General features: G+C 40.9%; 29 protein-coding genes and 1 pseudogene. All 30 read left to right on the top strand.

The window, feature by feature from the left end; genetic code table 11:
* Positions 1-65: pseudogene (locus ACFINA_RS08185) on the top strand (elongation factor Tu); the annotation flags it as partial.
* A gap of 61 nt (positions 66-126) precedes the next feature.
* A complete protein-coding gene (gene rpsJ / locus ACFINA_RS08180) occupies positions 127-435 on the top strand; it encodes a 30S ribosomal protein S10 (RefSeq protein ID WP_005773267.1) in 309 nt (102 codons plus the stop codon).
* Positions 436-462: 27 nt separating this feature from the next.
* Complete coding sequence (rplC, locus tag ACFINA_RS08175) at positions 463-1,200, top strand: 50S ribosomal protein L3 (RefSeq protein WP_375606720.1); 738 nt, start codon at positions 463-465, stop codon at positions 1,198-1,200.
* A gap of 2 nt (positions 1,201-1,202) precedes the next feature.
* A complete protein-coding gene (gene rplD / locus ACFINA_RS08170) occupies positions 1,203-1,823 on the top strand; it encodes a 50S ribosomal protein L4 (protein WP_375606719.1) in 621 nt (206 codons plus the stop codon).
* Complete coding sequence (locus ACFINA_RS08165) at positions 1,820-2,113, top strand: 50S ribosomal protein L23 (protein WP_375606718.1); 294 nt, start codon at positions 1,820-1,822, stop codon at positions 2,111-2,113. Before rplD ends, ACFINA_RS08165 begins: the two co-directional genes overlap by 4 nt.
* Positions 2,114-2,133: 20 nt before the next feature.
* Positions 2,134-2,967, top strand: coding sequence for a 50S ribosomal protein L2 (rplB, locus tag ACFINA_RS08160; protein ID WP_375606717.1), 834 nt, complete (start codon positions 2,134-2,136; stop codon positions 2,965-2,967).
* A 15-nt stretch (positions 2,968-2,982) separates the two neighbouring features.
* Positions 2,983-3,261, top strand: a complete 279-nt coding sequence (gene rpsS / locus ACFINA_RS08155; RefSeq protein WP_004855734.1) for a 30S ribosomal protein S19 — start codon at positions 2,983-2,985, stop codon at positions 3,259-3,261.
* 2 nt (positions 3,262-3,263) lie between these two features.
* Positions 3,264-3,653: a 50S ribosomal protein L22 gene (rplV, locus tag ACFINA_RS08150; RefSeq protein WP_273791407.1), complete on the top strand. Its 390-nt coding sequence runs from the start codon at positions 3,264-3,266 to the stop codon at positions 3,651-3,653.
* Positions 3,653-4,363, top strand: a complete 711-nt coding sequence (gene rpsC, locus ACFINA_RS08145) for a 30S ribosomal protein S3 (protein WP_375606716.1) — start codon at positions 3,653-3,655, stop codon at positions 4,361-4,363. Before rplV ends, rpsC begins: the two co-directional genes overlap by 1 nt.
* Before the next feature lie 36 nt (positions 4,364-4,399).
* Complete coding sequence (gene rplP / locus ACFINA_RS08140; RefSeq protein WP_375606715.1) at positions 4,400-4,813, top strand: 50S ribosomal protein L16; 414 nt, start codon at positions 4,400-4,402, stop codon at positions 4,811-4,813.
* Positions 4,814-4,825: 12 nt separating this feature from the next.
* Entirely contained in the window at positions 4,826-5,026 is a 201-nt protein-coding gene (gene rpmC / locus ACFINA_RS08135; RefSeq protein ID WP_375606714.1) for a 50S ribosomal protein L29, read from the top strand.
* A gap of 11 nt (positions 5,027-5,037) precedes the next feature.
* Complete coding sequence (gene rpsQ, locus ACFINA_RS08130; RefSeq protein ID WP_012231991.1) at positions 5,038-5,277, top strand: 30S ribosomal protein S17; 240 nt, start codon at positions 5,038-5,040, stop codon at positions 5,275-5,277.
* A gap of 144 nt (positions 5,278-5,421) precedes the next feature.
* On the top strand, positions 5,422-5,790 hold the full coding sequence (rplN, locus tag ACFINA_RS08125) for a 50S ribosomal protein L14 (protein ID WP_004855715.1): 369 nt from the start codon (positions 5,422-5,424) through the stop codon (positions 5,788-5,790).
* A 12-nt stretch (positions 5,791-5,802) separates the two neighbouring features.
* Positions 5,803-6,117, top strand: a complete 315-nt coding sequence (gene rplX / locus ACFINA_RS08120) for a 50S ribosomal protein L24 (protein WP_273760562.1) — start codon at positions 5,803-5,805, stop codon at positions 6,115-6,117.
* Positions 6,110-6,667, top strand: coding sequence for a 50S ribosomal protein L5 (gene rplE, locus ACFINA_RS08115; RefSeq protein WP_375606713.1), 558 nt, complete (start codon positions 6,110-6,112; stop codon positions 6,665-6,667). The genes rplX and rplE overlap by 8 nt, the downstream gene beginning before the upstream one ends.
* A gap of 24 nt (positions 6,668-6,691) precedes the next feature.
* A complete protein-coding gene (gene rpsN / locus ACFINA_RS08110) occupies positions 6,692-6,997 on the top strand; it encodes a 30S ribosomal protein S14 (RefSeq protein ID WP_375606712.1) in 306 nt (101 codons plus the stop codon).
* A gap of 14 nt (positions 6,998-7,011) precedes the next feature.
* Positions 7,012-7,410 (top strand): 30S ribosomal protein S8, encoded by a 399-nt coding sequence (rpsH, locus tag ACFINA_RS08105; protein WP_375606711.1) that lies wholly within the window; start codon positions 7,012-7,014, stop codon positions 7,408-7,410.
* A gap of 39 nt (positions 7,411-7,449) precedes the next feature.
* On the top strand, positions 7,450-7,983 hold the full coding sequence (gene rplF, locus ACFINA_RS08100) for a 50S ribosomal protein L6 (protein WP_273791413.1): 534 nt from the start codon (positions 7,450-7,452) through the stop codon (positions 7,981-7,983).
* 12 nt (positions 7,984-7,995) lie between these two features.
* Entirely contained in the window at positions 7,996-8,358 is a 363-nt protein-coding gene (gene rplR / locus ACFINA_RS08095) for a 50S ribosomal protein L18 (protein WP_375606710.1), read from the top strand.
* A gap of 111 nt (positions 8,359-8,469) precedes the next feature.
* Positions 8,470-9,018 (top strand): 30S ribosomal protein S5, encoded by a 549-nt coding sequence (gene rpsE, locus ACFINA_RS08090; protein WP_005773287.1) that lies wholly within the window; start codon positions 8,470-8,472, stop codon positions 9,016-9,018.
* A gap of 31 nt (positions 9,019-9,049) precedes the next feature.
* Positions 9,050-9,256 carry a 50S ribosomal protein L30 gene (gene rpmD / locus ACFINA_RS08085; RefSeq protein ID WP_375606709.1) on the top strand — a complete coding sequence of 69 codons (207 nt, stop codon included), beginning with the start codon at positions 9,050-9,052 and terminating at the stop codon, positions 9,254-9,256.
* A 20-nt stretch (positions 9,257-9,276) separates the two neighbouring features.
* A complete protein-coding gene (rplO, locus tag ACFINA_RS08080) occupies positions 9,277-9,744 on the top strand; it encodes a 50S ribosomal protein L15 (RefSeq protein WP_375606708.1) in 468 nt (155 codons plus the stop codon).
* Between the two features lie 162 nt (positions 9,745-9,906).
* Positions 9,907-11,253, top strand: a complete 1,347-nt coding sequence (secY, locus tag ACFINA_RS08075; protein WP_375606731.1) for a preprotein translocase subunit SecY — start codon at positions 9,907-9,909, stop codon at positions 11,251-11,253.
* Complete coding sequence (locus ACFINA_RS08070; RefSeq protein ID WP_375606707.1) at positions 11,250-11,828, top strand: adenylate kinase; 579 nt, start codon at positions 11,250-11,252, stop codon at positions 11,826-11,828. Before secY ends, ACFINA_RS08070 begins: the two co-directional genes overlap by 4 nt.
* A gap of 180 nt (positions 11,829-12,008) precedes the next feature.
* Complete coding sequence (gene rpsM, locus ACFINA_RS08065) at positions 12,009-12,377, top strand: 30S ribosomal protein S13 (protein ID WP_026500557.1); 369 nt, start codon at positions 12,009-12,011, stop codon at positions 12,375-12,377.
* Positions 12,378-12,490: 113 nt separating this feature from the next.
* Positions 12,491-12,880: a 30S ribosomal protein S11 gene (gene rpsK / locus ACFINA_RS08060; protein ID WP_007347762.1), complete on the top strand. Its 390-nt coding sequence runs from the start codon at positions 12,491-12,493 to the stop codon at positions 12,878-12,880.
* Between the two features lie 94 nt (positions 12,881-12,974).
* Positions 12,975-13,988: a DNA-directed RNA polymerase subunit alpha gene (locus tag ACFINA_RS08055; RefSeq protein ID WP_375606706.1), complete on the top strand. Its 1,014-nt coding sequence runs from the start codon at positions 12,975-12,977 to the stop codon at positions 13,986-13,988.
* A gap of 24 nt (positions 13,989-14,012) precedes the next feature.
* Positions 14,013-14,441, top strand: a complete 429-nt coding sequence (gene rplQ / locus ACFINA_RS08050; RefSeq protein ID WP_375606705.1) for a 50S ribosomal protein L17 — start codon at positions 14,013-14,015, stop codon at positions 14,439-14,441.
* 267 nt (positions 14,442-14,708) lie between these two features.
* Complete coding sequence (locus tag ACFINA_RS08045; RefSeq protein WP_375606704.1) at positions 14,709-16,103, top strand: DegQ family serine endoprotease; 1,395 nt, start codon at positions 14,709-14,711, stop codon at positions 16,101-16,103.
* Positions 16,104-16,111: 8 nt separating this feature from the next.
* On the top strand, positions 16,112-17,437 hold the full coding sequence (locus tag ACFINA_RS08040; protein WP_375615389.1) for a replication-associated recombination protein A: 1,326 nt from the start codon (positions 16,112-16,114) through the stop codon (positions 17,435-17,437).
* The last annotated feature ends 363 nt before the right edge of the window (positions 17,438-17,800 follow it).

Raw genomic sequence — 17,800 nt, 5'->3', positions numbered from 1 at the left:
GTTTTGCTATTCGTGAAGGTGGTCGTACTGTTGGTGCCGGTATCGTCTCTAAGATCATTGAATAAATAATGCTTGTTGAGTGCTTTGATTATTGAAGGCACTTTGTATAACAGGGAAATAAAGAGCATGAACAGTCAGAATATTCGCATTCGCTTGAAAGCGTTTGATCATAGAATTCTTGATACGTCGACGCGTGAGATCGTATCGACTGCTAAACGTACCGGTGCAAATGTCCGTGGTCCCATTCCGCTTCCTACGCGGATTGAGAAGTTTACGGTCAATCGTGGACCGCATATCGATAAGAAAAGTCGTGAGCAGTTTGAGATGCGAACACATAAGCGTCTTCTTGATATTGTTGATCCAACGCCGCAAACAGTGGATGCGCTTATGAAGCTCGATCTTTCTGCTGGTGTGGATGTAGAAATTAAGCTCTGAGGTTTGAGGACAGAAGGAACAGACCCGATGCGTTCAGGTGTAATAGCACAGAAGCTGGGCATGACCCGTATTTATAATGATGCTGGTGAGCATGTGCCGGTGACGGTACTTCGTTTGGAGAATTGTCAAGTCGTTGCTCAGCGTACAGTTGAAAAGAATGGTTATACTGCTGTTCAATTAGGTGTAGGCTTTGCTAAGGTTAAGAATACTTCACAAGCTCTTCGTGGACATTTTGCTAAGGCTTCTGTTGAGCCTAAAGCCAAAATAGCAGAGTTTCGTGTGAGTCCCGACAATCTTCTTGATGTTGGTACTGAGATTACAGTGGAACATTTTGTTCCAGGACAAAGAGTTGATGTGACTGGTACCAGTATTGGTAAGGGGTTTGCTGGTGTTATGAAGCGACATAACTTTGGTGGACATCGTGCTTCTCATGGTAATTCTATCACACATCGTGCTCATGGTTCTACAGGGCAGTGCCAAGATCCTGGTAAAGTTTTTAAAGGCAAAAAAATGGCTGGCCATATGGGGCAAGTGCGTGTAACAACACAGAATATTGAAGTTGTTTCCACTGATAGTGAGCGTGGTTTAATTTTAGTGCGTGGTGCTGTTTCTGGTTCTAAAGGTTCTTGGATTTTGATACGGGATGCTGTGAAGAAGCGTCTTCCTGATAATGCTCCAAAGCCTGCTGGTATTCGCCGTCTTGTGAAGGAGAAAGCGGAAATGGTTACTCCGGTGACGGAAACCTCTGAAGTTGAGGGAGCCTAATAATGGATCTTGTAATTAAAACTCTTGATGGTAATGAAGCTGGCAAATTAAAGGTTTCTGAAGCTATTTTTGATCTTGTTCCGCGTGAGGATATTTTGCAACGTGTTGTTCGTTGGCAGCTTGCACGTCGTCAGCAGGGAAGTCATCAATCCCAAGGTCGTTCTGATGTGTCGCGAACAGGGGCAAAAATGTTTAAACAGAAAGGAACTGGGCGTGCTCGACATTCATCTGCACGTGCACCGCAGTTTAGAGGTGGGGGTAAGGCACATGGACCAGTGGTTCGTAGCCATGCGCATGATCTTCCTAAAAAAATTCGTGCTCTTGGATTGCGTTTTGCGTTATCTGCGAAATTAAAAGCAAAAGATTTAATTATTGTGGATGAGTTGACTGTTAAGGATGCTAAAACGAAAATGCTTGTTTCTCATTTTTCTAAGCTTGGATTTAATAACGCTCTCTTGATTGGTGGTAAGGAGATTGATATTAACTTTTTTCGTGCAGCCTCTAATATCCCTAATGTTGACATTTTGCCTATTCAGGGAATTAATGTTTATGATATTTTGCGTCGCAGCAAACTTGTTTTATCAAAAGCAGCTGTTGAGGCTCTTGAGGAGCGTTTTAAATGACAGATCTTCGCCATTATGATATAATTATTAGTCCAGTTATTACTGAAAAGGCGACTATGATTTCTGAATACAATCAAGTTGCTTTTAATGTCGCGCCGAAAGCGACGAAGCCTGAGATTAAGGCTGCTGTTGAAGCGCTTTTTAGCGTAAAAGTTAAAGCAGTTAACACGATAGTCCGTAAGGGTAAAGTGAAGCGTTTCAAAGGTATAGTTGGTCGGCAGAGTGATGTCAAAAAAGCGATCGTAACTCTGGCCAGTGGTCAGACTATCGACGTTTCGACAGGTCTTTAAGAGGCTCGGAGATAGGAATAATGGCACTTAAGCAGTTTAATCCAACGACACCTGGGCAGCGTCAGCTTGTTATTGTGGAACGTTCTTGCCTTTATAAGGGAAAACCTGTAAAGATGTTAACTGAAGGTTTGTCTTCAAAGGGTGGGCGTAATAATCGCGGTCGTGTTACTGCTCGTTTTCAGGGTGGTGGACATAAACGTAGTTATCGGTTTGTCGACTTTAAGCGTCTTAAACGTGATGTTTCAGCAAAGGTTGAGCGTTTAGAGTATGATCCTAATCGTACCGCTTTTATTGCTTTAATCCGTTATGAGGATGGGCAATTGAGTTATATTCTTGCACCACAGCGTCTTGGTGTTGGTGATTCTGTTATGGCTGGTTTAAATGTAGATGTTAAGCCGGGTAATGCTATGCCTCTTGCTAGTATGCCTGTAGGTACAATTATTCATAATGTTGAGATGAAGCCAGGAAAAGGCGGACAGATTGCACGTTCAGCAGGTGCTTATGCGCAGTTGGTTGGACGAGATCATGGTATGGCTATTCTTCGTTTAAATTCTGGTGAACAGCGTTTGGTTCCCAGTAGCTGTTTTGCAACTGTTGGCGCTGTTTCAAATCCTGATCATGGGAATATTAATGATGGTAAAGCAGGTCGGTCACGTTGGCGTGGTAAGCGTCCACATGTTCGCGGTGTTGCTATGAACCCCGTTGATCATCCACACGGTGGCGGTGAAGGTCGTACATCAGGGGGGCGCCATCCAGTATCTCCTTGGGGTAAACCTACGAAAGGTAAGCGTACGCGCTCTAATAAAGCCACTGATAAGTTTATTATGCGTACGCGTCATCAACGCAAGAAATGAGAAAGGTAGTCTGAAGTGGTTCGTTCAGTTTGGAAAGGTCCGTTTGTTGACGGCTATCTTCTTGGTAAAGCAGAGAAGGTACGTGCAAGTGGGCGCAATGAAGTTATAAAAATATGGAGTCGTCGCTCTACTATTTTGCCGCAATTTGTTGGTTTAACTTTTGGTGTTTACAACGGTAATAAGCACATTCCTGTTTCTGTTTCTGAAGAGATGGTTGGGCATAAGTTTGGTGAGTTCGCTCCTACCCGGACTTATTATGGTCATGGTGCCGATAAAAAAGCAAAGAGGAAGTAGGAATGGGAAAAGCTAAAGTTTCGCGCCAACTTAAAGATAATGAAGCAAGAGCTGTCACACGGACAATTCGTGTTAGTCCGCAGAAACTTAATTTAGTTGCTGCAATGATTCGTGGTAAAAGAGTTAATGTCGCACTCGCTGATTTGATGTTTTCACGCAAGCGTATTGCTGCTACTGTGAAAAAAACGCTTGAATCAGCAATTGCAAATGCAGAGAATAACCACGATCTTGATATTGATTCGCTTGTTGTGGCGGAAGCTTATGTTGGTAAGTCGATAGTGATGAAGCGCTTTCATGTTCGTGGTCGAGGGCGTGCGAGTAGAATTGAACGTCCATTTTCGCATCTTACTGTTATTGTTCGTGAAGTTACCGAAAAAGTGGAGGCCGCGTAATGGGTCAGAAGATCAATCCAATAGGACTTCGTCTTGGTGTTAATCGGACTTGGGACTCTCGTTGGTATGCTGATAGTGGTGAATATGGACGTCTTCTTCATGAAGATTTGAAAATTCGTTCGTATGTGCTTGAGGAGCTTAAACAGGCGGCTATTTCTAAGGTCGTTATTGAGCGTCCCCATAAAAAGTGTCGTATTACGATTCATTCTGCACGTCCTGGTTTGATTATTGGTAAAAAAGGTGCTGATATCGAAAAGCTTCGTCATAAACTCTCAGAAATGACGGATGCTGAAACTTCATTGAATATTGTGGAGATTCGTAAACCGGAGATTGATGCGACAATTATTGCGCAATCAATTGCTCAACAGTTAGAGCGTCGTGTTGCTTTTCGTCGTGCAATGAAGCGTGCTGTTCAGTCTGCTATGCGTCTTGGTGCGGAAGGTATTCGTATCAATTGTTCTGGCCGTCTTGGTGGTGCTGAAATTGCTCGTATGGAATGGTATCGTGAAGGTCGTGTTCCACTTCATACCTTGCGTTCTGATGTTGATTACGGTACAGCAGAAGCTAAGACCGCTTATGGTATTTGTGGTATTAAAGTTTGGGTCTTTAAGGGTGAGATTCTTGAGCATGATCCGATGGCTTCAGAACGTCGTGCTACGGAAGTTGATCAATCTGGTTCTTCATCGAATCGTCGCCGCGAAAATGCTTAGTTTTTGAGATTGAACTAAATTTTGGAGTAGAGAACAATGTTGCAGCCAAAGCGCACAAAGTTCCGTAAACAGTTCAAGGGCCGTATTCACGGTTTTTCGAAGGGTGGTACGGATTTGAATTTCGGTGCCTACGGTTTGAAGGCTGTTGAGCCGGAGCGGGTTACTGCTCGTCAAATTGAAGCGGCGCGTCGTGCGATTACACGTTATATGAAGCGTTCTGGTCGTGTGTGGATTCGCATTTTTCCAGATCTTCCGGTTACATCTAAACCGACTGAAGTTCGTATGGGTAAAGGTAAGGGAAGTGTTGATTATTGGGCTGCACGTGTTGCTCCTGGGCGCGTCATGTTTGAGCTTGATGGCGTTCCGGAGGATGTTGCACGTGAAGCACTAAGATTGGGTGCTGCAAAGTTGCCTATAAAAACGCGTTTCATCCAGCGTATTGCTGAATAATGAGGTTAAGCGATGAGAGCCACAGAATTACGGGCGCAAACGCTCGACCAAATGAAAGATGAATTGGCTAAGTTAAAGAAAGAGCAATTTAATTTGCGTTTTCAAAAAGCAACAGGTCAATTAGAAAAGACTGCGCGCGTTAGACAAGTTCGTCGTGATATTGCGCGTATTAAAACTTTTCTTCGTCAAAAGATAAGTGAAAGTAAGGTTTAAGGAAATAAGAGATGCCTAAACGCGTTTTGCAGGGTGTTGTTATTAGCGACAAAAGTGATAAGACTGTTGTTGTCAAAGTTGAACGCCGTTATTCTCATCCGCTTCTTAAGAAGACTGTTCGGCAGTCTAAAAATTATAAAGCGCATGACGAAAACAACCAATTCAAGATTGGGGATCAAGTTTCTATTCAAGAATCTAGACCAATTTCGAAAGATAAGTGTTGGATTGTTGTAAAAGACAATGTAGCGTAATGAGTTAAGCTTATTGTTTTAGAATTTAACAGTGTGGTTATCATTGATAAATTTGAAGGCGATAACTTTATCGTTATTTGGCAGGCAAATCCGAGTGTGTAAAAGATACAATCGGATATATGTGTTAAGAGAAGGTGGCCAGTCATGATTCAGATGCAAACAAACCTCGACGTTGCTGATAATTCTGGAGCGCGTCGTGTCATGTGCATCAAAGTGTTAGGCGGTTCAAAGCGGAAATATGCTTCGGTCGGTGACATTATTGTTGTTTCGGTTAAGGATGCAATTCCTCGTGGCCGTGTTAAAAAAGGTGATGTTATGAAAGCTGTTGTGGTTCGTACTGCTAAGGATATTCGTCGCGCAGATGGTAGTGTCATTCGTTTTGATAGTAATGCTGCGGTTTTAGTGGATAATAAAAAAGAGCCGATCGGTACGCGTATTTTTGGACCTGTTCCTCGTGAATTGCGTGGTAGGAATCATATGAAGATCATCTCTCTCGCTCCTGAAGTGCTGTAAGGAGTAGATGTTATGCAGAAGATTCGAAAAGGTGATAAAGTTGTTGTTTTATCCGGTAAGGATAAAGGATGTAGTGGTGAAGTAATTAAGGTTAATCCGAAAGATAATAAGGCTTTTGTTCGTGGGGTTAATATGATTAAACGTCATCAACGTCAAACGCAGAAGCAAGAGGCTGGAATTATTTCTAAGGAAGCTCCAATTCATCTGTCTAATTTGGCGATTGCTGATCCTAAAGATGGTAAGCCTACACGTGTGGGTTTTCGTATGAATGCAGATGGTAATAAAGTGCGTTTTGCCAAGCGTTCGGGAGAGTTGATTAATGGCTGAGGAAAGACAAATACCGCGTATGAAAGCGCATTATTTTGAAGTGATCCGTAAAACACTTCAAGAAAAGTTTAATTACAAAAATGCGATGCAAATTCCGCGGATTGATAAAATTGTGATAAATATGGGGATAGGTGAAGCGACTGCTGATTCGAAAAAGCCTTCCCTTGCTGCTGAGGATTTAGGACTTATAACAGGACAGAAGGCCGTTATTACGCGTGCACGTAATTCTATTGCAACCTTTAAGGTTCGTGAAGGAATGCCTCTTGGGGCTAAAGTTACATTGCGTAAAGATCGTATGTTTGAGTTTTTAGATCGTCTTGTTACGATTGCTCTTCCGCGGGTTCGTGACTTTCGTGGTTTAAATCCAAAAAGCTTTGATGGTCGTGGCAATTTTGCTATGGGTATTAAAGAACACATTGTGTTTCCAGAAATTAACTATGATAAAGTTGATCAAATTTGGGGCATGGATATTATCGTTTGTACGACAGCAAAAACGGATGATGAAGCTCGTGAACTATTGCGTGCTTTTAATTTTCCTTTTCGTTCGTAACGGCAAACGTAGCGAGGTGAAATTATGGCCAAAGTAAGTGCCGTTGAAAAAAATAAACGTCGTGAGGTGATGGTGAAGCGTTATGCTGCACGTCGTGCACGTTTGAAAGCAATAGTGATGGATCAGAAGGTTTCTCTTGAAGAACGCTTTAAAGCTTCCGTTCAATTAGCAGAATTGCCACGTAATTCTGCAAAAGTTCGTGTTCGTAATCGCTGTGAGGTTTCAGGTCGTCCACGGGCTTATTACCGTAAGTTAAAAATGTCGCGAATTGCATTGCGTGAACTTGGCTCTGTGGGCCATATCCCTGGTATTGTAAAGTCTAGTTGGTAAGAGGAGATTATTCAATGTCTATGTCAGATCCTCTTGGTGATATGTTAACACGTATTCGTAATGCACTTGGTCGTAAAAAAGGCAAAGTGGTTACTCCGGCTTCGAAGCTTCGTGCACACGTTCTTGATGTTTTGCAGTCAGAAGGTTATATTCGGGGATATAATCGCGTTGATTTAGGTGATGGAAAAGCTGAAATTGAAATCGAGTTGAAGTATTTTGAAGGGTTGGCTGCTATTCGTGAGATTTCACGTGTGTCAAAGCCAGGTCGTCGTGTGTATGTTTCCGCTAAGTCGCTTCCGCAGGTGGCAAATGGTTTAGGTATTTCGATTTTATCGACTCCTAAAGGTGTTATGGCGGATCATGAAGCGCGTGAACAGAATGTTGGTGGAGAACTCCTTTGTCGTGTTTTCTAAGTTATGTCAAGAAAACGGAAGAAAAAGTAGGTTAGAACAATGTCTCGTATTGGAAAGAAACCCATTTCAATTCCTTCTGGAGTTACTGCTACTGTTGAAGGTCAGCTGGTTAAGGCAAAAGGTCCAAAAGGTGAGCTGAGTTACGTCGTCAATGATGAAGTCTTGGTCAAACTTGAGGAAAATATCATATCAGTTATGCCGCGGGATCAGTCAAAAGACGCGCGTTCTAAATGGGGTATGTCGCGCTCAATGATTGAGAACATTTTTTGTGGTGTGAAAGATGGTTTTGAAAAGAGATTGGAGATTAATGGGGTTGGTTATCGTGCTGCTTTGCAGGGTAAGGATGTCCAACTATCTCTGGGCTTCTCACATGATGTGGTTTATAAAGTTCCGTCGGGTGTGACTGTGACTGTTCCTAAGCCAACGGAAATTGTTGTTTCTGGAATTGATAAACAGCAAGTTGGACAAGTTGCAGCGGAGATTCGTGAGTATCGTAGGCCTGAGCCTTATAAAGGTAAAGGTGTTAAGCATGCAGATGAACGTATCTTCCGTAAAGAAGGTAAAAAGAAATAAGGATTTTGTATTATGGTTTCATCTAAGGACATTATCCAACGTCGTGCGAGGCGTGTTCGTCGTAGAATTAAAATGGTTTCTCATGATCGTCCTCGGCTTAGTGTTTATCGTTCAAATCAGAACATTTATGCTCAAGTTATCGATGACTTGCGGGGATGTACACTTGTTTCAGCCTCTACTCTTGAAAGTGATTTGAAAAAATCGTTAAAGAGTGGTGCTAATAAAGAAGCCGCTTTCGCTATTGGTAAGTTAATTGCTGAGCGTGCGAAGCAAGTTGGTGTAAGTGACGTGGTTTTTGATCGTGGAGCCTATGTGTACCATGGTCGTGTCAAGGCTTTGGCTGAAGCTGCTCGTGAAGGTGGTTTGAATTTCTAAATTTTCCTCTTTATGAATGTGTAAGGAGAGTTTAGAGTGTTTCGTTTAGGTTCTTCTGGTTTGATGAGGAGCTTTATTATCGTGCTTCCGGAAAAGAAAAAGGAATGAGGAATGGCACAAAAAGAACGTGGTGAGAGAGAAGAACGCGATAATGAATTTGTCGATAGGCTTGTTCATATAAATCGTGTTGCTAAAGTTGTAAAGGGTGGTCGGCGTTTTGGTTTTGCCGCTCTTGTTGTTGTTGGGGATCAAAAAGGGCGTGTGGGTTTTGGTCATGGTAAAGCTCGTGAAGTTCCGGAAGCTGTTCGTAAAGCAACGGAATCTGCAAAGCGTGGGATGATTTATGTTCCGCTTCGGTCTGGACGCACATTGCATCATGATCTTGAAGGTCGTCACGGAGCGGGGCGTGTTTTATTGCGTTCAGCTTCTGCGGGTACTGGGATTATTGCTGGAGGGCCGATGCGGGCTATTTTTGAAGCTCTTGGTATGCAGGATGTTGTTGCAAAATCATTAGGATCTTCGAACCCTTATAACATGGTTCGTGCAACATTTGATGCATTGAAACATCAAATGCATCCTCGAGATATTGCTGCTCAGCGTGGTATAAAATACTCAACTTTGCAGGCGCGTCGTCGCCATTTAGTTGATGTAGAAGGGTAGTTTCTGAGATTATCAGAAAAGGAATTAGGAAATGGTTCAAAAAAAATCTCAGAGTGGTAAAACTGTGATGGTAGAGCAAATTGGAAGCCCTATTCGAAAATCACAGATTCAGCGTGCAACCTTAAAAGGGCTTGGATTAAATAAGATGCGTCGGCGGCGTGTTTTAGAAGATACACTTTGTGTACGGGGTATGATTGCTCAGGTTCGGCATCTTGTTCGCGTTATAGATGAAGATTAAGGGTTGCAGGAGTATTAGATATGAAACTCAATGAACTGCGTGATTGCGAAGGCGCAACAAAAAATCGTAAGCGTGTTGGACGAGGTATTGGCTCAGGTATTGGTAAGACTGGTGGTCGCGGTGTCAAAGGACAAAGGTCACGTTCTGGTGTTTCCCTTAATGGTTTTGAAGGTGGGCAAATGCCTATCTATCGTCGTTTACCGAAACGTGGATTTAAGAATTTCTTCGCCAAAACCTATAATGAAGTTTCTTTGGGACGTATTCAGTCAGCCGTTGATGCAGGAAAGTTGGATATTGAAAAGCCTGTTGATATGATTGCTTTGAAAGAGGCTGGTATTATTCGTCGTAAAAAGGACGGGGTTCGTCTTCTTTCTGATGGTGATTTGAAAGCTAAGATTATCTTTCATGTTTCTGGAGCTTCAGAAGCTACTCGTGTTAAAGTTGAAAAAGTGGGTGGTCAGATTATTTTTCCTGATGTTGTTCAATAATTTTTTTGATATGAGTAGAGATCTGAAGAAGGGTTATATATATTCTGCAAAATGTTTTGTGTGGAATTTTTTAAGTTCCGCATTTATTCTTGTATAAAGATATGAGTTTTAGGGTTATACTTCTGTGATTTAAAGAACTGGAGTGTGAAGTGGAGACGTTTTATGGCATCAGCAGCAGAGCAATTTGCTTCCAATATAAACTTCGGTACCTTTTCGCGTGCAACTGAATTAAAGAAACGCATCTGGTTTACTTTGGCGGCACTTCTTGTCTATCGTTTTGGCACTTATATCTCTCTTCCAGGTATTAATATTGATGCTTTACGGCAGACCTTTGAACATCATGCATCAGGTGTATTAGGACTCTTTAATATGTTTGCAGGAGGTGCTGTTGGGCGTATGGCGATTTTTGCGCTGGGTATCATGCCTTATATCTCAGCATCTATTATTGTACAGTTGTTAACATCTATTATTCCTTCTTTGGAGACTCTTAAAAAAGAAGGGGAATTAGGTCGTAAGGTTATTAATCAGTATACGCGTTATGTAACAGTTGTATTGGCAATTCTACAAGCTTTCGGTATCGCGGTTGCGCTTGAAAGCGGTATAGGGACAGGGCTTCAAATTGTTTTAGAACCAGGTCTGATGTTTCGTATCTCTTCTGTTATTACACTTGTTGGTGGGACAATGTTTCTCATGTGGCTTGGCGAGCAAATTACGTCACGCGGTGTTGGTAATGGGGTTTCTCTCATCATTTTTACAGGAATTGTAGCTAACTTTCCTTCTACTTTTGCTCAGCTTTTAACAGCTCATAGCCAAGCTGATTTATCAACTTTTCTTTTAATAGGGATCGTCCTTATTGCTATTTTGGTTATCGGACTTATTGTTTTTATAGAGCGTGCGCAACGGCGAATTCTTATTCAGTACCCGAAGCGTCAGGTTGGTAATCAAATGTTTCAAGGCGATATGTCGCATCTTCCTTTAAAGTTGAATACTGCTGGTGTTATTCCACCTATTTTTGCTTCATCTTTATTGTTATTACCAGCTACTATTAATAACTTTTCTGATAAAATGCCACAATGGGTTCAGGCTATTTCTTATTCTCTTGGTCATGGACAGCCACTTTATATGATCGTTTATGCATTTTTAATGGCGTTTTTCTGCTTTTTTTATACGGCGATAGTGTTTAATCCAAGTGATACTGCAGATCAGTTGAAAAAACATTCTGGTTTTATTCCAGGGATTCGTCCAGGTGAACGCACAGCCCAATATATTGATTACGTTTTGACACGTATTACTGTTGTGGGGGCACTTTATATCATCTTGGTTTGTTTGTTGCCTGAATTTATGATATCTGCATTACAGGTACCTTTTTATCTTGGGGGGACGTCCTTGTTGATTGTTGTTACTGTCACACTTGATACAGTTGCTCAAATTCAGGGATACCTTGTTGCTCACCAATATGAAGGGTTGATAAAAAAATCAAAACTTCGTGGAGGTAGAAGGAATCGATGAGGGTTATTCTTTTAGGTCCTCCTGGAGCGGGGAAAGGAACACAAGCAAAAATGTTGACTGAGGAATACAACATTCCTCATTTATCAACAGGGGATATGTTGCGTGAGGTGATTGCCAAAGAAACGGATACTGGTAAAAAAGCTAAAGCTATTATAAGTTCTGGTGCTTTGGTTCCTGATAGTATTGTTAATCAAATCGTATCAGATCGGATTGATGGAGCTGATTGTGTAAACGGTTTTGTTTTGGATGGATATCCGCGAACTGTGGGGCAAGCAGAAGCGTTGCAACAGATACTCGATTCAAAAAATATGCAGCTTAATGCTGTTGTTGAGTTGTGTGTTGATGAAGACGTGTTGATTGAACGTATGAAGAAGCGCGTTGAGGAAACAATAGCGGTTGGTGGACAGGTTCGTTTAGATGACAATCCTGTTGCTTTTGCAAAAAGATTAGTAGAATATCGTGAAAAAACGGCTCCCTTATCAAAATTTTATTCAGAGAGGGGAATGTTGAAGGTTATTGATGGAATGATTGGTGTTGCTGAAGTGACACGTATGATTAGAGGGTTTCTTTCATGAGATTTTTTTTAGAAATAAATGAAAAGAGTTGACTTTTGAGATGAAATCTATCAAAAGTGAATCTAATTTATTTTAGTGAAATAATAGGATTCGGAAGAATTTTTTTCTGAGTCTATTTTTTTCTGTAAGGTATATCAGGTATTTTATAAAAATTTGTCAACATAACTAAGGAGAGTAGGCGTGGCTCGTATCGCTGGCGTCAATATCCCGACAAATAAGCGTGTAATTATTGCGCTTCAATATATCCACGGGATTGGACCAAAATTTGCTCAAGAAATTATTGAAAGAGTTGGCATTCCTTTGGGGCGTCGTGTGCATGAGCTTTCAGATGCTGAGGTGCTGCAGATTCGTGAGGCGATAGATCAGGGCTATCAAGTTGAAGGTGATCTTCGTCGTGAAGTGGCTATGAATGTTAAGCGTTTGATGGACCTTGGTTGTTATCGTGGATTGCGGCATCGTCGATCTTTGCCTGTCCGAGGACAGCGTACGCATACGAATGCTCGTACGCGTAAGGGGCCTGCTAAGGCAATTGCCGGTAAGAAGAAATAAGGGCCTTTGTGGAAGGTTTTTATATATTCTTTTTCTTGTTTGATTTGTTTGGCAAGGAAAAAAGGTGGAGCTGCTGATGTTACGGCAGTGATGAGATCGTTGAAAGGGAAATTATGGCCAAGGAAGCCACACGTGTTCGTCGTCGCGAACGTAAAAATATTTCATCGGGTGTTGTGCATATTAATTCAACATTTAATAATACAATGATTACTATTACTGATGCTCAGGGTAATGCAATTGCTTGGTCATCTGCGGGAGCTCAGGGGTTTAAAGGTGCGCGTAAATCGACACCTTTTGCTGCTCAAGTTGCTGCGGAGGATTGTGCAAGAAAAGCGCAAGAGCATGGTATGCGTTCTTTGGAAGTTGAAGTTTGTGGACCTGGATCAGGGCGTGAATCTGCTCTACGTGCATTGCAATCTGTTGGTTTTGTCATTACTTCTATTCGCGATGTAACACCAATTCCTCATAATGGATGTCGTCCGCGGAAAAGGCGGCGTGTTTAATTGGGTGTTGTTTTTTGTTGTCGGAGATTTCTCTGATGTTCACATTGGTCGTTACGATTGAATGGTAACGGAACTAAAGAACGGGAATAAAAATATGATCCAGAAAAACTGGCAGGAACTTATTAAACCCAATAAGGTTGAGTCATGTGCACATGATAATCCAAATATTATAAGTGTGATTGCTGAACCTCTTGAGCGTGGTTTTGGTTTAACGTTAGGAAATGCGCTTCGTCGCGTGTTGTTATCTTCGCTTCGTGGTGCTGCTATTACTGCTGTGCAGATTGACGGTGTCTTGCATGAGTTTTCATCGATTCCAGGTGTGCGTGAGGATGTTACGGATATTATTCTGAATATAAAAGAAATTGCGCTTCGTATGGAAGAAGAAGGGCCTAAACGTGTCGTTGTTTATAAAGAGGGGCCTGGTGTCGTGAAAGCGGGAGATATCAGTACAGTTGGGGATATGGAAATTCTAAATCCAGATCATGTTATTTGTACTCTTGATGAAGATGCTGAAATTCGCATGGAATTTGTTGTCAACACAGGAAAGGGGTATGTTCCATCTGATCGTAATTGTGCTGATGATGCGCGTATAGGGCTTATTCCAATTGATAGTCTTTATTCACCGATCCGTAGGGTATCTTATAAAGTAGAAAATACACGTGAAGGTCAAGTTCTCGATTATGATAAATTAACGCTCACGATTGAAACAAACGGTGCTGTTAATGGTGAGGATGCTGTTGCTTTTGCAGCACGCATTCTTCAGGATCAATTATCGTTATTTATTAACTTTGAAGAACCACAGAAGGAGCCTGTTGAAGAGGTTGATTCTGAGCTTTCTTTTAATCCTGCACTTCTCAAAAAAGTGGATGAATTAGAACTTTCAGTTCGTTCGGCAAATTGTCTTAAGAATGATAATATTGTCTATATTGGTGATCTGATTCAAAAAACAGAATCTGAAATGCTTCGGACACCGAACTTTGGTCGCAAATCGTTGAATGAGATTAAAGAAGTTTTGGCGTGTATGGGTTTACATCTTGGGATGGAAATTCCTGCGTGGCCGCCTGAAAACATTGATGATCTTGCAAAACGTTATGAAGATCAATATTAGAATTAGAATTTAAGGAGAGGGCTTATGCGCCATAGTAAGTCAGGACGCAAGTTGAACCGTACTGCCAGTCACCGTAAAGCGATGTTTGCAAATATGGCAACTTCGTTGATCGAGCATGAGCAGATTGTGACAACGCTTCCAAAGGCTAAAGAAATTCGTCCTATTGTTGAAAAACTCGTTACTCTTGGTAAGCGTGGTGGTTTGCATGCGCGTCGGCAAGCAATTGCAGCACTTCGTGATGCAGGAAAAGTTGCAAAATTATTTGATACGCTTGCGCCACGTTATGCATCACGCAACGGTGGGTATTTACGTATTATGAAAGCGGGGTTTCGTACCGGTGATAATGCGCCCATGGCTGTTATAGAATTTGTTGATCGTGATGTCGAAGCGAAAGGGGCTGGGGATCGCATTCGTATGGAGGCTTCTGAGAATGAAAAGGAAACTTCTTCGTAAAGTTTTTTTATTCTGTTGAATTTTTAAAGGCCGCCTTGTCTTGGGCGGTTTTTTTGTGAGCATTTTTAAGTTTGTTTTAGTTGAGAAATAGGTGCAGAGAGAAAATTATAGAATATTGAATTATTTTATTTTTATAATATTTATTGTTCAAATAGGTTGTTTTTATTCTCTATTATGAAATATTAATAGAGGTCCTTAATTTGCGGGGATGTGTTTTTTTATTCTATTAATCTTCAACAGAATGTGCTGATTTTAAAGGAGTGGATTATGAGGTATTCTTTTTGGGTGCGGATTTTTTTTGCAATTATGATGCAGATATCATTTGATCATGTATATGCTCATATCCCTCAAACACAAACAGAAATCACCCTTTCATTTGCTCCTTTAGTTAAAAAGACAGTTCCATCTGTTGTAAATATTTATGCAGCTCGACAAATTAGAGCACGATCACCTTTTGAAGGCGATCCATTTTTTGAGCAATTTTTTGGTCGTTTTCAAAATAAATTTCCTGTTCGTAAGCAATCGTCATTAGGGTCAGGGGTGATTGTTGATGCACGTGGTTTGATCGTTACAAATTACCACGTCATTAAAGATGCAAGCGAAATTAAAGTGGCTTTTTCTGATGGGCGGGAGTTTGAGAGTAAGGTCGTGCTCAAAGATGAAGCGACTGATATTGCAATTCTTGAAGTTAAGGAAAAAGATGCTCAATTTCCAGTTCTTTCTTTGGGAAATTCTGATGCTGTTGAAGTTGGTGATCTTGTTCTTGCTATTGGTAATCCTTTTGGTGTTGGTCAAACAGTTACAAGTGGTATTGTTTCAGCGCAAGCGCGTACACGTGTTGGGATTTCTGATTTTGACTTTTTTATTCAAACAGACGCAGCCATTAATCCAGGGAATTCTGGTGGCGCTTTAATTGATATGAAAGGTCAGTTAATCGGAATTAATACGGCTATTTATTCGCGTTCGGGTGGTTCTGTAGGGATTGGTTTTGCTATTCCAGTTAATCTTGTAAAAGTGATGCTTGATACTGTTAAACGCGGTGGAAAATATTTTGTGCCGCCTTATATTGGTGCTTCTTTTCAAAATGTTACACCTGATATTGCTGGTGGTTTAGGTTTAGAACGTCCCTATGGTGCTCTGATTATTGAAGTTATCAAAGATAGTCCTGCTGAAAAAGCTGGATTGAAAGTAGGTGATGTTATTTTGAGTGTGCAGGGGGTACGCGTTGACAGTCCAGATAGTCTTGGGTATCGTTTGATGACAGCTGACGTTGAGCATAGTCTTGCCTTGGAATATTTACGAAGTGGAAAAATTTTAAAAACACAAATAACAGTTTCATCGATATCAGAAACTGCATTTTTAAAATCTGAAAAAATTACGGGTGACAGTCCTCTTGCTGGTGCTGAGGTGTTAGATTTAACACCTCAAAATAGTCGACGTTTTCATCTTCCTATATCTGCAAAAGGGGTTGTGATTACCAATCTTGAGGAAATGAGCAATGCAGCTGGAATTTTTCAGTCAGGAGATATTCTACGTGTTGTAAATGGCCATAAAATTCAAACAGTTCATCAATTGAAAAAGGTTCTTATGCAAGGTCGCTCAAATATGTGGCAATTGGAATATGAACGTGATGGTATGTATATTCGCCAATTTATTCGTTGAGGTTTTTTTTGAAGAAAGATTTTTTTACTTCGTCGTTTGATTTTCAAGTTAATAAAAATCAGCCACTTGCAGAAAGAATGCGCCCTTGTTCTCTCAATGATGTTGTGGGACAAAAGCATTTGATTGGAGAGGATGGTTTGCTTTCACGTATGGCGGCAACTGGCTCAATTGGATCGATGATTTTTTGGGGACCTCCAGGGACGGGAAAAACGACTGTTGCACGTTTGTTAGCCCTTGAAACAAATTTCGCGTTTGAGCAGGTTTCTGCTATTTTTACCGGAGTTTCTGAACTTAAAAAGATTTTTGAAGTTGCGCAGAGGCGTTTTATATCTGGGGATAAAACACTTCTTTTTGTTGATGAAATTCATCGGTTTAATCGTGCTCAGCAGGATAGTTTTCTTTCTGTGATGGAAGAGGGTACTGTGGTACTTATAGGCGCAACAACCGAAAATCCTTCTTTTGAACTGAATGCTGCCCTTCTTTCGCGTGCACGTGTTTTAACATTTCTTTCTCATGATCATGAAAGTTTGAACCTGCTTTTGAGGCGTGCTGAAGAAGTTGAGGGAACATGTCTACCCTTGGATAATGATGCCAGAGACGCTTTGATAGAGATGTCTGATGGTGATGCGCGGGTTGCGTTAACATTGGCAGAGGAAGTTTGGTCTATTGCACCATTGGGAGAGGTTCTTGATGTTGTTGCTTTGCAAAAAATTATTCAGCGTCGTGCGCCCATTTATGATAAAGGACGAGATGGGCATTATAATCTCATTTCAGCGTTGCATAAATCCGTTCGTGGATCTGATCCTGATGCTGCGCTTTATTATTTGGCACGTATGTTGGATGCTGGTGAAGATCCTCTCTATATTGGGCGAAGGTTGGTTCGTATGGCTGTTGAAGATGTTGGTTTGGCGGATCCTCAAGCTCTTATCATTTGTAATGCAGCAAAAGATGCCTATGATTATTTAGGATCACCAGAAGGAGAATTGGCTTTGGCGCAAGCATGTCTTTATGTTGCAACTGCGCCAAAGTCAAATGCAGCATATCTTGCGTATAAAGCAGCACTGCGTTGTGCGCGCAAAAATGGCTCTTTACCACCCCCTAAGCATATTCTTAATGCTCCTACGAAATTTATGAAAGAAGAAGGGTATGGAAGTGGTTATTGTTATGACCATGATGAACCAGACGCTTTTTCAGGACAAGAATATTTTCCCGAAAAACTTGGGCGTCAGAGTTATTATAAACCAGTTGAGCGTGGTTTTGAGCGTGAAATTGTGAAACGTCTTGAGTGGTGGCAACAGTTGCGCAAAAAACGTAAAGATCAAAATAAAATTTGAGTTGAAATATGTTTTTTATTAATCTCAGATTTATTTTTTATCTCTTATGTTATTATATGAGAAATTTAGTTTATATTTTAAACATTTATTGCATTGCTTGTAGAGATTTTTTTATGATATCTTCATAATTGCATATTTTTTCAAATTTAAATATGTCATTCAACTTTTAAGCTGCTTTATTTTTTTTGGTTTTTATTAAATAATATATTGACTTATAATGATAATTGACTGTTTCGTAAGTTGAATGAAAGTATTCAAATACCGTAAATTTCTCTCATCCCAAGTCTGTTATTTGTTGAAGCAATCAAGTTATTCGGTTACATGTTACAAGCAGGATTAGCGTGTGATAAAAACCGTACAAGA

It is taken from the genome of Bartonella sp. AC10YNML (genome assembly GCF_042196825.1).
In the GTDB taxonomy this organism is placed as follows: domain Bacteria; phylum Pseudomonadota; class Alphaproteobacteria; order Rhizobiales; family Rhizobiaceae; genus Bartonella.
This window is presented reverse-complemented; position numbering and strand designations above follow the sequence as displayed.

Excerpts from the sequence above, each read along its gene's own strand:
- rpsJ (WP_005773267.1), top strand. The coding sequence starts at position 127 with ATGAACAGTCAGAATATTCGCATTCGCTTGAAAGCGTTTGATCATAGA.
- rplC (WP_375606720.1), top strand. The coding sequence starts at position 463 with ATGCGTTCAGGTGTAATAGCACAGAAGCTGGGCATGACCCGTATTTAT.
- rplD (WP_375606719.1), top strand. The coding sequence starts at position 1,203 with ATGGATCTTGTAATTAAAACTCTTGATGGTAATGAAGCTGGCAAATTA.
- ACFINA_RS08165 (WP_375606718.1), top strand. The coding sequence starts at position 1,820 with ATGACAGATCTTCGCCATTATGATATAATTATTAGTCCAGTTATTACT.
- rplB (WP_375606717.1), top strand. The coding sequence starts at position 2,134 with ATGGCACTTAAGCAGTTTAATCCAACGACACCTGGGCAGCGTCAGCTT.
- rplV (WP_273791407.1), top strand. The coding sequence starts at position 3,264 with ATGGGAAAAGCTAAAGTTTCGCGCCAACTTAAAGATAATGAAGCAAGA.
- rpsC (WP_375606716.1), top strand. The coding sequence starts at position 3,653 with ATGGGTCAGAAGATCAATCCAATAGGACTTCGTCTTGGTGTTAATCGG.
- rplP (WP_375606715.1), top strand. The coding sequence starts at position 4,400 with ATGTTGCAGCCAAAGCGCACAAAGTTCCGTAAACAGTTCAAGGGCCGT.
- rpmC (WP_375606714.1), top strand. The coding sequence starts at position 4,826 with ATGAGAGCCACAGAATTACGGGCGCAAACGCTCGACCAAATGAAAGAT.
- rpsQ (WP_012231991.1), top strand. The coding sequence starts at position 5,038 with ATGCCTAAACGCGTTTTGCAGGGTGTTGTTATTAGCGACAAAAGTGAT.
- rplN (WP_004855715.1), top strand. The coding sequence starts at position 5,422 with ATGATTCAGATGCAAACAAACCTCGACGTTGCTGATAATTCTGGAGCG.
- rplX (WP_273760562.1), top strand. The coding sequence starts at position 5,803 with ATGCAGAAGATTCGAAAAGGTGATAAAGTTGTTGTTTTATCCGGTAAG.
- rplE (WP_375606713.1), top strand. The coding sequence starts at position 6,110 with ATGGCTGAGGAAAGACAAATACCGCGTATGAAAGCGCATTATTTTGAA.
- rpsN (WP_375606712.1), top strand. The coding sequence starts at position 6,692 with ATGGCCAAAGTAAGTGCCGTTGAAAAAAATAAACGTCGTGAGGTGATG.
- rpsH (WP_375606711.1), top strand. The coding sequence starts at position 7,012 with ATGTCTATGTCAGATCCTCTTGGTGATATGTTAACACGTATTCGTAAT.
- rplF (WP_273791413.1), top strand. The coding sequence starts at position 7,450 with ATGTCTCGTATTGGAAAGAAACCCATTTCAATTCCTTCTGGAGTTACT.
- rplR (WP_375606710.1), top strand. The coding sequence starts at position 7,996 with ATGGTTTCATCTAAGGACATTATCCAACGTCGTGCGAGGCGTGTTCGT.
- rpsE (WP_005773287.1), top strand. The coding sequence starts at position 8,470 with ATGGCACAAAAAGAACGTGGTGAGAGAGAAGAACGCGATAATGAATTT.
- rpmD (WP_375606709.1), top strand. The coding sequence starts at position 9,050 with ATGGTTCAAAAAAAATCTCAGAGTGGTAAAACTGTGATGGTAGAGCAA.
- rplO (WP_375606708.1), top strand. The coding sequence starts at position 9,277 with ATGAAACTCAATGAACTGCGTGATTGCGAAGGCGCAACAAAAAATCGT.
- secY (WP_375606731.1), top strand. The coding sequence starts at position 9,907 with ATGGCATCAGCAGCAGAGCAATTTGCTTCCAATATAAACTTCGGTACC.
- ACFINA_RS08070 (WP_375606707.1), top strand. The coding sequence starts at position 11,250 with ATGAGGGTTATTCTTTTAGGTCCTCCTGGAGCGGGGAAAGGAACACAA.
- rpsK (WP_007347762.1), top strand. The coding sequence starts at position 12,491 with ATGGCCAAGGAAGCCACACGTGTTCGTCGTCGCGAACGTAAAAATATT.
- ACFINA_RS08055 (WP_375606706.1), top strand. The coding sequence starts at position 12,975 with ATGATCCAGAAAAACTGGCAGGAACTTATTAAACCCAATAAGGTTGAG.
- rplQ (WP_375606705.1), top strand. The coding sequence starts at position 14,013 with ATGCGCCATAGTAAGTCAGGACGCAAGTTGAACCGTACTGCCAGTCAC.
- ACFINA_RS08045 (WP_375606704.1), top strand. The coding sequence starts at position 14,709 with ATGAGGTATTCTTTTTGGGTGCGGATTTTTTTTGCAATTATGATGCAG.